General features: G+C 44.3%; 8 protein-coding genes. 5 read left to right on the top strand and 3 right to left on the bottom strand.

The annotated features are described in order from the left end of the window. Positions 1 to 228: IS66 family insertion sequence element accessory protein TnpA (gene tnpA, locus BUF15_RS26765; RefSeq protein ID WP_327021844.1), on the bottom strand; the 228-nt coding region annotated here is incomplete at its 3' end. Between the two features lie 58 nt (positions 229 to 286). Here tnpA and BUF15_RS03490 point away from each other — a divergent pair. Next, complete coding sequence (locus tag BUF15_RS03490) at positions 287 to 1,873, top strand: multiheme c-type cytochrome (protein WP_073612059.1); 1,587 nt, start codon at positions 287 to 289, stop codon at positions 1,871 to 1,873. Positions 1,874 to 2,016: 143 nt separating this feature from the next. On the opposite strand, the gene BUF15_RS03485 is transcribed toward BUF15_RS03490, so the two are convergent. Next, positions 2,017 to 2,889 carry a glycerophosphodiester phosphodiesterase gene (locus BUF15_RS03485; RefSeq protein ID WP_084553436.1) on the bottom strand — a complete coding sequence of 291 codons (873 nt, stop codon included), beginning with the start codon at positions 2,887 to 2,889 and terminating at the stop codon, positions 2,017 to 2,019. A 454-nt stretch (positions 2,890 to 3,343) separates the two neighbouring features. On the opposite strand from BUF15_RS03485, the gene BUF15_RS03480 reads away from it, so the two are divergent. From BUF15_RS03480 to BUF15_RS03470, 3 genes are all read left to right on the top strand, one after another. Next, positions 3,344 to 4,369 carry a fatty acid desaturase gene (locus BUF15_RS03480; protein WP_073612057.1) on the top strand — a complete coding sequence of 342 codons (1,026 nt, stop codon included), beginning with the start codon at positions 3,344 to 3,346 and terminating at the stop codon, positions 4,367 to 4,369. 210 nt (positions 4,370 to 4,579) lie between these two features. After that, positions 4,580 to 4,999 carry an SRPBCC family protein gene (locus BUF15_RS03475; RefSeq protein WP_073612056.1) on the top strand — a complete coding sequence of 140 codons (420 nt, stop codon included), beginning with the start codon at positions 4,580 to 4,582 and terminating at the stop codon, positions 4,997 to 4,999. Positions 5,000 to 5,185: 186 nt separating this feature from the next. Beyond that, the gene (locus tag BUF15_RS03470; protein ID WP_073612055.1) at positions 5,186 to 6,649 is read left to right on the top strand and encodes an amidohydrolase family protein; all 1,464 of its coding nucleotides are present in this window, start codon (positions 5,186 to 5,188) and stop codon (positions 6,647 to 6,649) included. A gap of 225 nt (positions 6,650 to 6,874) precedes the next feature. Here the strand turns inward: BUF15_RS03470 and BUF15_RS03465 are convergent, their stop codons facing one another. Further along, positions 6,875 to 7,687 carry a PP2C family protein-serine/threonine phosphatase gene (locus tag BUF15_RS03465; protein WP_073612054.1) on the bottom strand — a complete coding sequence of 271 codons (813 nt, stop codon included), beginning with the start codon at positions 7,685 to 7,687 and terminating at the stop codon, positions 6,875 to 6,877. A gap of 743 nt (positions 7,688 to 8,430) precedes the next feature. Here BUF15_RS03465 and BUF15_RS03460 point away from each other — a divergent pair. Then, entirely contained in the window at positions 8,431 to 9,939 is a 1,509-nt protein-coding gene (locus BUF15_RS03460; RefSeq protein ID WP_073612053.1) for a hybrid sensor histidine kinase/response regulator, read from the top strand. Positions 9,940 to 10,047: the final 108 nt, after the last annotated feature.

Raw genomic sequence — 10,047 nt, 5'->3', positions numbered from 1 at the left:
CTGCTTTTCCTGGACCTGGGATTGTACCGCAAGAGGAAAAAAACGCGGTTGCGGTTCGTGAGAAACCTTCAATGAGCTCTTTCGACGCCAGTAACCAAATGTCGCCAAAGAGAGCATGTTCTCCCGGCAATATGATGATTGCGTCAGGCCGCTACTCTCCCATGAGCGGATGTGTTCCTGCCAATATTCCTGCTTGGCCGACCGATTCTTGCTATGCTCTGTTTTCATTGTGCCCTCCCGTGGTCTGGTTTGCCACAATGAAACAGATTGTTAACGATATGAAAAGATGGCGTTTGTTGAGCGCTTACCCAATAACAGTTGGGGTACCTATCCGTTCGACTGTATGAGTTGTCATGACGGCGAGTTTAACGAGATGCTCGACTCAACCCACTACAAATGGGTTGGCGCCACCACGGAAATGGCGAATCAGAATGGAACTCTCCAGGGTAAACTGACCAATTCTGTAAACAGCTATTGCATCAACATTCTCGGTAACTGGAACGTTTGTGGCAAATGCCATGTCGGTCGGGGATTGCGTCCCGACGACCAGCTTGCCGGTAAGACCAACATCGATTGCCTCGCCTGTCACAATGAAGACTATGCTCTTGCCAGGGGGCGCCAGGCGGACGGCTCACTCGCGCCAGCGCTGGCGGTCAAGATCGACAGGACACCGGAAGAACAGCTTATCCTCGATGGATACACCAAAAATATCACCAAACCGACCCGTACCAGCTGTCTGACGTGCCACGCCTTTGCCGGAGGCGGTAACGGAGTGAAGCGGGGCGATCTCTCCATGTCGGGGACAGATCTTCACGGGGTTCCTTTAGCTGAGGGAAGCAACAACAACACAGATCCCAATTTTGATGTTCATATGAATAAGGCAGGGGCCGACTTGAGCTGTCAGTCCTGCCACACCTTTGAAAACCACAAAACCATCGGCAGGGGCTCTGACTTGCGACCCACCGACGACCTGGCCAGAGGTGCGGAGATCAGCTGTGTTACCTGCCATACCGGCTTTGATGTCAAAGGTGGCCACGCCGCAGCAGGTGCCAATAGGACCGACGCCGACCGCCACGTTGCACGTGTTTCCTGTCAGGCGTGCCATATCGACAGATATGCCAAGGTGACGACAGAGATCAATCGTGACTGGCGCTATACCCCTGACAGCAACCCGGCCGATGGCACAGCAGGCCCGAGTCATCCGTATCTCGAGATCCTGGACAATATCCTGCCAGTCTACAAATTCTGGAACAGGACCAGCAACAACTATCTTCTCGGTGATGTCGCCGTAATGGACCCGGAGACTGGCGGTTACCCCACCTCCAAACCGGTTGGTGACATCAACAATGGCAAACTCTACCCGTTCAAGTACAAAACGGCGGTACAGCCAATGGTCACCTCGGACAAACGCCTGGTGGCTCTCGATACCTACGAGTACCTCAAAGTGAGCGGCAATGTGGATGCTGCGGTCGCTTCAGGTCTTGAGAACATGGGGTACCCTGCAAGCGAGCCCGTTGAATGGGTTCTTACGGAAACCTACCAGCTGCTCAACCATGGCATCCCGACCGCTGCAACCGTCGACTGTCTGAAATGCCATCAGTCCATTGATGTCAGCACGGACAGCGAACTCGATCTCCTCGGCTACAAACTGAAAGACGACACATCGCTCATATGCGCCCAGTGCCACCGGGAAAAGCGACCCAAGTCGAGCCATAGTAGCATGCATAGCCATATCAACAAGGGTGCCGGCATGGATTGCCTGTTCTGTCATTCGTTCACACGCCAAGCTGAACGAGGTGGTATCAGCCCGTGTGACCCAGAGGCGAGCCAGTTCGTCGATAATATCCCATATCAGCATCAGGAATGTAAGTAATCGCCCGTCGTCTTGTAGCCTGCACTGGGGCTGCCCCTGTTAAGGGGACAGCCCCAGTGCGGGTCAAAGCGCTCGTTGACACCGTCAACAGGTTGAAAGTCAAAATAGCTCTATCTTTCTAGGCTCTAATAAATAGACATTAACTACTTCTGACTCCAATGTGCGCCATAACCAAGCTGTGCAAGCAATTGGGGATAGTCAGTGATGATTTTGTCCACGCCTTCTCTGAGGAAGCGGGCCATGGATTGTGTATCATTGACTATGTATAGATTTACCCTGCAACCATGCTGTAACGCTTTCTCAATCTGTTCTGAATCTATAACATTTGCATCAGCGTTATAGACCGCAAATTCATAATTCCCCCAATTGTTTATCAGAAAGGGGTATCCGCCAATGAGTGCATTGACTTCTATATCGGGACGTAGCTTCTCAATTTTTTTGAGATAAAGGTGATTGAATGAAGAAATGGAGAACATGTCAGAGGCGAGTTGCACACTATCGAGCAAAGAGAGAACTTTTTCCACAATAGGGAAGGTGGCAATTGCTTCGGGCAAGTTCTTTATCTCTATATTGATAAATAATGATTTTTGCTTAACAAATAATAGCAGCTCTTCAAGTGATGGTACGGAGATGTTTACCATAGCCTGCTGCTCCTCAAAAGTAACTTCACCACTTTTGATCGTTGCAAAAGGGTCGACCTCAATGAACCAGGAGCCGGCGTCGAGTTTTTGGATTTCTTGCCAAGTAAAGGTGTGTAGCGGGTCTTCTTTTCTCTTCGGAAAAATCTTTCTGATATCAGTAGTTCGTATGAAAGTGTCATCATGGAAGAGAATAAGTTGACCATCCGATGTTACGGAAACGTCAGTTTCAACTCCATGAGCACCCGTTTGCCATGCCTTAACAAAAGCTGGCATGGTGTTTTCTGGAGCGAGGCTGCGAGCCCCACGATGGGCAATATTATAGATATATTTGCAGTTTGACATAATAATCGATAAGATACTTTCACTGTAGCTCATTCACGAATTAAGATACCAGATTTCTGTACCTCGTAAAGCGGGGAATGATGTCGAAATACCACTATCAACGATTGCAGCCCCAATCTACACCCAAGATAAGGAAAGAGCCTCGGTCCGCAACTATGGATGTTGTTCGTCGTCGACTGTGCAAGAGGCGGAGCTTTAGTTTTGGAAAGGTAATCCAGGTTTAGATGCTACTGCGTTTCTTGGACGCATAGATCCTGATCCGGTCACAGCAGTGCCAGTCAAGAAAAAACGATCAGATGATTTTTTCCCGTGTGAACCAGAACATCAAACCTGATTGATGTGAGGCAGTATACGAAACTTCGACCGTGGGATGCGTCGATTTTTTCGACGTATTCAACTTATATCTATCTGTGTTGTATTTGATTTTATTTAAAAAAATTGAGATCAACCTAGGCGGAAAATTTAATCATTGAGGTAAGATTTCAGTATGACCATTGATACATCGAACAACGTCAATTTCAGCGAGACAAAGAGAAAACCGAATCAGATCTGGCCTGATTGGTGTGAGGCCATGAGAAAATTTCGGGCCTCTAATAACCTGAAAGCCACCTGGCAAATAATCAACACGATAGTCCCCTATTTTTGCTTATGGTATCTGACGATCCGATCAATACAGCATGATTATCCATCGGTGATTATAATACTTCTTATTATAACTTCCGCCGCCTTTCTGGTCCGGATATTTATTTTGTTTCATGACTGTGTGCATTATTCGTTCTTTCAATCCAAGAACGCCAATATATTTTTCGGCTACTTCTTCAGTCTGTTTTTGTTTATTTCATTTGCAGATTGGCGTTTCACGCACCTCAGACACCATGGGAAATACGCCAATCTCGATTCCAGAGGTTATGGAGACGTATGGACCATGACAAAAAAGGAGTATGAAAACACAACAACGTTTCAACGCATACGGTACAGACTCTTCCGTAACCCTTTGGTGCTCTTCGGCCTCGGAATATTCTTGCTCAGCAAGCGTCCCTCATATTTCATGGTAAAAACGAGAGAGCGTATAGACGTTCTTTTTACCTATCTACTCATCTCTGCAATAGCATTCGCTGTCTCAAGGATTATAGGATGGTCTACATACTTTCTTATTCAGTTGCCGGTGCTGTGGCTTGCTGGTGGTTTTGGCATCTGGTTGTTCTATGTCAACCATCAGTTCGAGGGGGTATACTGGGCACGCAGAGGTGAATGGAATCCATTTTTTGCCGCGATGAAAGGGAGTTCTTTTTTTAAATTGCCAGCAGTGTTGAACTGGTTAACCAGTAACATCGGTTACCACCACGTTCATCATCTTGATCCCAGGATTCCCAACTACCACCTGCAGCGCTGTTACAATACCGTTCCAGAATTGCAGAATGCTCCACCAGTGACTGTTACCAAAAGCGTGGATTGCTTCCGTTTGAAATTGTGGGATGAGGATTTACAAAAAATGGTACCATTTCCTTGCTAAGGGAAGTTCAAATGGAGACTCCAGAGTCCTGCCAAGCAAAATGCTGCAAAACGAAGATGAACAGACTTGGGGGGGAGGCTAAAGTATTATTTTCTTATCCAATTGCTTGTCATTTCAGACGCTTCAGTTGCTGTGGCAATGAGAGCTATACAGAATAGCTCCTTTAACTCACTACTTCTAAATCCTGATAACCACGGAGAGAGCATACCAATGGGAGATTGTTACAATAAAATCGAAATTCATTCTCCAATCTCAGACGTTTGGAACACCATTAGCAATTTTCATGATATGACATGGGCCACTGGTGTCACTATTAATGTCAGCAAGGTCGGAGACAAAGAGGGAACTGAAATCGGAGCAAAAAGGGTTATTAATGGTGCAATTCATGAGACATTAACCAACTTTGACCCTGAAAAATTTACTTTTTCATACAGTATAGATCACGGGTCAGGACCAGTTTCGAATTTTGTCAGAAATTATTTTGTAGTAGTCAAGCTCACTTCTACTGAGAGTGGTACTCTCGTTGAATGGCATTCAAGTTTTGAGTCTGATAATGATAACGATGTTAAGGGATTTATTTATCCCATGTATTCCACACTGCTTTCAGCTCTCAAAAAGACACTTTCATGATTTTTCCCATACTCTTCTCGATTGTTGGTTGCTAAAGAGTATTAGGGCGATTTGACCGGTGTTTCTGTCATATATTTGTATTGCCAGCCTCATTCATGTCTCGCGATAATACCTTATTTTATTACACTTTCTTGAGCTGGTGAGGCGGGAAACCGGAACGCCTCGCCTATCCGATCAAAGGTTACAATGGAAAAACCAGACGGTTTTCAAGGAACAAAAAACAAATCAGGCAATCTTCTGATCTGTAATGCAAGAGTGATTGACGGGACCGGAGGTCCCATACGTAAGGGTGTATCGATATTGATCCGTGAAGGTCAAATTGAACAGATAGACGAAAATATCTGCGCCGACGGTACACCTCTGCTCAATGTGAATGGAGCGTATGTGCTTCCGGGTCTCATAGACTCACATGTTCATCTTATGTGGGGACCTGGTGTTGTGTTACAGAATTCGGAGATACCAAACGAACAGAATTGGAAAAACGGTTGGGGTAAATATTCTTCTCTCTACTTGAAAGCGTATCTGGCTTGCGGTGTCACCACGGTTCTCGATGCTGGATCTCCTCCATATGTGGTTCGTGCAATTCGTAATTATCTTTCCGAGAATAATCCGGGTCCTCGTTATCTCGCTCTTGGTCCGTTTATAGCTCCTCCTGGTGGCTATGGCACTCGAATGGAGCATACTGTCTCAACCCCTCATGAAGTGGAAGAGCGATTGAATGGCATCCAAGTCCTGCATACGCATGGCATAAAGACATCAATTGAAAAAGGTTGGTGTCCGTGGGGATTAAAATATGTAAGGCATTCACCTGAAATTCTTACAGCTATCAAGCGAGAAGCCGATAGACGAAACCTACCTATCTATGTTCATGCAAGCTGTGAAGAAGACCAGACGACCGCGTTGAAGTTGGGAGTTCATGCACTGGTGCACACTCTTATAGCAAGACAGGAACAGATATCAGACGAGTTCATAGAACTCATGAAAGATATAGGCACCTATCAAATAAGTACGCTGTCGACAATGGACGCAGAGTTAACGTACTATGATACTGAACGATTAGAAGATCCGCTTTTGGTGCTGACCTCGCCAGATGTTGAGTTGTCAACAGCCAGGGACATTCAAAAAAGACGACTCGTTTTTTCTATGTCATTCATGTACGGACTCCCCTGGCCATTCGAAATGTGTGGTAGACTTGTAAAGTTTTACCAGAGATTTCCTCGTCTATCCATTGCGCTATTCTTTCGGCTCTTAAAGTTCTTACACGGTAAAAGAATTCAGCAACGATCTCTTCTGAATAGTAATAACGCTATCTTTCGCTTATATAATGCGGGAGTTCCTATTGTTATGGGAAGTGATTCAGTATATTCGCCATCGGCAATCTATGCTTTCCATGGCATTACGAGTTTGCGGGAGATAGAGCTTCTCGGGGAAGCAGGACTTCCTCCTCAAGAAGCAATTAAAGCGGCAACTCTGACGCCAGCGAATATGCTTGGTTTAGCAAATGAAATCGGAACAATAGAGGTCGGAAAGCGGGCCGATCTTGCTATCGTACGAGAGAACCCTCTAGAAAATCTTCGAGCGCTGCGGACCATTCAATGGACTGTGAAAGATGGCATAGCGCTTACCCCTAAGGAATGGATGAACCAATGATTTTCTGTTTATCCACCTTTGTTTACCTTCGATTGAATTATTATATTTACGGAAAAGCACATTCTAACAGATGCACTCGTACCGCTCCTCACCGTGACATAGCTCTGGGCAAGGCGGGTGTTACCAGTGATAAAAGTCAAAAGGCCTCCTATCGATCTGGAAATACGTTGAAAATATGTTGATATTGCAAAAAATATTGGCCAATTTCTCAGGAACGATGCAACTTTAGAAATTAGAAGCGAGTGCTTTTATGATAACAAGAGTAATATCATCATCAAGAGGTACATTCTTACAGAAAACTGCAAGCTCTTGAAATACAACATCTACGATTTCCTCAGCTGAGAGATGGCTAGATATTCTGAGTAATTCCTTGAAGCGGTCCTTGCTGAAAAACTCTCCGTCTTCATTTATTGCATTCCAAATGCCGTCAGTCCCAATAGCGATTATCGTTCCTTCAGGCGGTCTTGCAAATTGATAAGCATTATAGCAATAGTCGCAGTCAACTCCAATTGGTAACCCAAATCCTTTGAGTTCGTAAAACTTGTCAAGATCTGGTGTGAGAAGGAGAGCCGGATCGTGTCCAGCTCGTACCCAGGAACCATTTCCTGTGTCAAGATCAACATCAAGATAGAACAGGGTCATGAAATGGCCCGTTCTGGTATTATCCAGACAAAAATGTCTATTTACTTTTGAAATGAATTTGTCAGGTTTTTTAGATCTGGACCAGTGGGAGCGAATAAATGCTCTTGCTGAACTCATGAGCAATGCGGCATCTATCCCATGGCCCGAAACATCGGCAACAACGATTTTTGCTGTTTGATGAGGACAATCCAGATTGAGAAAAAAGTCAAAATAATCTCCGCCGATTCCTGTACAAGAAATAGAGTTCCCTGCAAGTTCATAGCAGCCTAGGCACTGACTGCACGATGGGAAAAATGAACGTTGGATTTTTCCTGCGATAGCTAATTCATGCTCGATAGAATCAATAGTCAAGTCATGACGGGAGAATTGTCTGCGATCATAGGTGTTCGCTATCATTTCAGAACCTCCATCTACTGTATGACACAGTAGGCAGCAATTGAAACGTATATGCTCCTACTTTATTGCAAGTTCATGACATATGGATTGCAATCTTCAAGACAGCAGTCATAAATTGTTGAATCTGTTTATATCACTGTATTGCCGTTATTATAATGGATTCCTCTTACAAATTTCTTACGAGGAAAAGTTAAGGCAGTGGAAGTAAAGGTAGTCCTCTCACCTAAAAACATGGTGAATTGATAAGCACAGCTTCTTGGTGGCGAGGACGGCTCCTTACCCATTGATGGCAACAGAAATAGAGCAACCGCCGATTTTAGATTCACAGAATAGGTTTATCAATAATTGCGGCACGTTCTGTTGTGGTTTCGAAAACTGCAAGAACACAGCTATTGATAAACCTATTCTGTCATTTTTTCACACGCCTTGATTTTGAACGAAAATGATATTTTTGCAAAAGGCTCTCAATTGAGAATTATAAACATCAGTTGATGTATTCGTGGTTAGTTGATCATTTTTAGATAGGAATGCCCGATCGATTTGATTATGTTCATGGGAACATTCAATTTCACATATCCGATCTGGATCGGACCATGACAACACCATCTGTGCTGATGACAACTCAATATATATGCTTGTAGCATTGAAAATATCATAGTGCTCAAATTCTGGGGGGAATGGGGAGCTAGATTTATCATCAATACTTCGGGAGGATACGCGATTTGTTGATCGTGTTGTAAAGGATGATGAAAATCAAACCAAAAATTTTGTTGGTAGATGATGACCCCCGCTTTATAGAAAGTTTAGAGAGCGTTCTATCTCGCTATGATTATAGCTGCACAAAGGCATTTACTGGTGCTGAGTCGAAAGCACTTCTGCAACGCCAATCTTTTGATCTTGCACTACTCGACATTGAACTTCCTGATATGTCCGGTTGTGAGATTGCCAAGTTTATCAAATCATCTTGCATTCAGACAACGGCCATCATGTTGACGGGAATGAAAACCGTTGAGAACGCGGTGCTGGCAATGAAAATGGGGGCCTATGATTTTCTCACCAAGCCGCTCAACCACGAAATGTTGTTAAAGACACTCCAAAATGGTTTAGAGCATAATCGTTTGAAAGCAGAGTTGAAAAACAGCGAGCAGAAATTTCAAATGCTCGCAGAAGCAGCCTGGGAAGGAATCGTGGTTCATGAGAACGGTAATATTGTTACGGCAAATCGACCGTTTTTAAAGATGTTCGGTATATCTCAGAGTGACCTGAAACATGGACTTTCCATAGATGTATTACTAGGTAAAGCAGTAATACCCTGGCTAAGGGACGGAGTTTCTCGTGGTGATGTGATACCTCGAGTAATGATCGGTTGTCGAAAGGATGGTGGAGAGGTACCAGTTGAAGTAATTTGCCGTCCAAGTTCTCAAATTGGCGAATCTTCTGATATCCTCGTTGTAAGAGATATAACTGAGCGTTTGAAGGCCGAGAAGGAAAATATGTTGTTACAGAAGAAACTGGCTGAAGCCCACAAGCTAGAGACATTGGGCGTAGTTGCGAGTTCAGTAGCACATGATCTTAATAACATCCTGACTGGCGTTGTAAGCTATCCAGAACTTCTGTTAATGCAAATGGACCCAACGCATACACATTATGAGCCAGTTAAAAAAATTCAGTTAGCTGGTAAGCGGGCGGCGACGGTCGTTTCGGATCTATTGACGATTGCAAGAGTTAGGACCAAACAGAAAGCAGCGCATAATCTGAATGACCTTATTATGAATTACCTGAACTCACGAGAGCATAGTGAGCTGTTGACCAAACATCAGGAGGGATTTGTGTTAACAAATTTGAGTTCAGAAGAATGTATCATATCTTGCTCTCCTCCTCATATCTACAAGGTGTTGTCCGGTCTGATCTGTAATGCACTTGAGGATGTTCTGGAGAACGGGAGGGTATGTATTTCGACAGAGAAGTGTGTATTTACACATCCTTTACATTCTGGAGAAGAGAGACCTGTAACTGACTATACAAAGCTTGTTATTGCAGGCAATGGTTCTGGTATCGAAGAAAAGCATATTGATCATCTTTTCAACCCGTATTATTCCACTAAGGTTATGGGGAGAGGTGGTACAGGACTAGAGTTGTCAGTTGTATGGAATATTGTTCAGGACCATGAAGGGTGGATTGAGGTTATAGGCAATGCACCAGGTGCAGTATTTGAAATATATTTTCCGGAATATACATTGACGTCTGTTTGATCAGGCAACCCTGTCACGGTATCAATAGAAGGCATTCCCTCCTTGGGGAATGCCTTCATCTTTTGAAAATAGTCCCAGAAAAATCGCCAATTGTCGATGTTGGACAAA

Origin of the sequence: Desulfopila aestuarii DSM 18488 (assembly GCF_900143695.1) — a bacterium.
Classification (GTDB): domain Bacteria; phylum Desulfobacterota; class Desulfobulbia; order Desulfobulbales; family Desulfocapsaceae; genus Desulfopila; species Desulfopila aestuarii.
This window is presented reverse-complemented; position numbering and strand designations above follow the sequence as displayed.

Excerpts from the sequence above, each read along its gene's own strand:
- BUF15_RS03490 (WP_073612059.1), top strand. The coding sequence starts at position 287 with ATGGCGTTTGTTGAGCGCTTACCCAATAACAGTTGGGGTACCTATCCG.
- BUF15_RS03485 (WP_084553436.1), bottom strand. The coding sequence starts at position 2,889 with ATGAGCTACAGTGAAAGTATCTTATCGATTATTATGTCAAACTGCAAA.
- BUF15_RS03480 (WP_073612057.1), top strand. The coding sequence starts at position 3,344 with ATGACCATTGATACATCGAACAACGTCAATTTCAGCGAGACAAAGAGA.
- BUF15_RS03475 (WP_073612056.1), top strand. The coding sequence starts at position 4,580 with ATGGGAGATTGTTACAATAAAATCGAAATTCATTCTCCAATCTCAGAC.
- BUF15_RS03470 (WP_073612055.1), top strand. The coding sequence starts at position 5,186 with ATGGAAAAACCAGACGGTTTTCAAGGAACAAAAAACAAATCAGGCAAT.
- BUF15_RS03465 (WP_073612054.1), bottom strand. The coding sequence starts at position 7,687 with ATGATAGCGAACACCTATGATCGCAGACAATTCTCCCGTCATGACTTG.
- BUF15_RS03460 (WP_073612053.1), top strand. The coding sequence starts at position 8,431 with ATGATGAAAATCAAACCAAAAATTTTGTTGGTAGATGATGACCCCCGC.